The organism is Leisingera sp. F5 (genome assembly GCF_001593695.1).
Map to the genome: position 1 here is coordinate 1 of NZ_LUKH01001268.1, position 1,147 is coordinate 1,147.

Consider the following 1,147-nt stretch of genomic DNA (forward strand, 5'->3'; position numbering starts at 1 on the left):
GGGCTTCGATCAGGCTGGTTGGGTTGGCTTGGCCGGTGCCTGCGATGTCAAACGCGGTGCCGTGATCGGGAGAGGTGCGGATGAAGGGCAGGCCCAAGGTTACATTGACGCCGCGGTCAAAATCCAGCGTCTTGATCGGGATCAGCGCCTGGTCGTGATACATGCAGACCGCTGCGTCATAGCGGGTGCGGGCGGCGGCATGAAACAGTGTGTCCGCAGGGTGCGGACCGGTGACATTCAGGCCTTCCGATTGCATCTGCCGGATCAGGACGTTGATCCAATCCAGTTCCTCATGGCCCATGGCGCCGCCTTCGCCCGCATGCGGGTTGAGCCCGGCGACAGCAATGCGGGGCGCTGCGATGCCGAACTGACCGCTAAGGCCGGCAGCGGTGATCTCGATGGTTTCGCGCAGCAGTTCCGGGGTCAGGGCCTTGGGGACGTCGGACAGGGCGATATGGATGGTGGCGGGCACCACGCGGAGCTGGGAACTGGCCAGCATCATCACCACCCGGTCCCGGCCTGCGAGGGACGCCAGGAACTCGGTGTGGCCGGGATAGGCAAAGCCGGCGCCATCAATCAACGCCTTTTTGTGGATCGGGGCGGTGCAGACAGCGGCGGCTTTGCCGGTCTGGACCAATTGGACTGCGGTCTCAATGGACCGGATGACGCCAGCGGCGTTGGCCGGGTCGGCAGTGCCCTTGACTGCGCTGCCGCCGAAGGCGAGAGGCAGTACCGGGAAGCTGTCTGCGCAGGAAGCCGCGGCTTCGGCGGGGGCGGAGATTTCCTGGACCGGGGTGCCCGCAGGCAGGTGGCGCGGGTCGCCGATCCAGAAGAACGGGCAAGAGCTACGCAGTGCGTCCCAAGCCTTGACGGCGATTTCCGGGCCGATGCCTGCGGGTTCGCCGCAGCTGAGGGCAATCGGCCCGGGCTGGCTCATTTGATGTCGATCCGGGCGTCGGCGCGCAGTTGTTCGAGGTAGCTGCTGGCCAGCGACGTCATCCGCTGTGCCGTCAGCGCATTGGCCACGGTCTCGCGCGAGCTGTCCTCGCCCAGGTCGGCAGTGCGGCCGCAGAGCATCAGAACCATCAGTGTCTGGCCGTTGTTGCGGGTCAGCGCGGTGGAGGTCTCATTCGGATCCAGCTTGGCC

At 66.1% G+C, this 1,147-nt stretch carries 1 protein-coding gene and 1 pseudogene; both read right to left on the bottom strand.

All coding sequences use genetic code 11. From position 1 onward, the window contains the following. Nucleotides 1-937: 4-hydroxythreonine-4-phosphate dehydrogenase PdxA (pdxA, locus tag A2I95_RS40685; protein WP_291737984.1), on the bottom strand; the 937-nt coding region annotated here is incomplete at its 3' end. Beyond that, nucleotides 934-1,147: pseudogene (locus A2I95_RS40690) on the bottom strand (peptidylprolyl isomerase); the annotation flags it as partial. The pseudogene A2I95_RS40690 and the gene pdxA, both read right to left, overlap by 4 nt.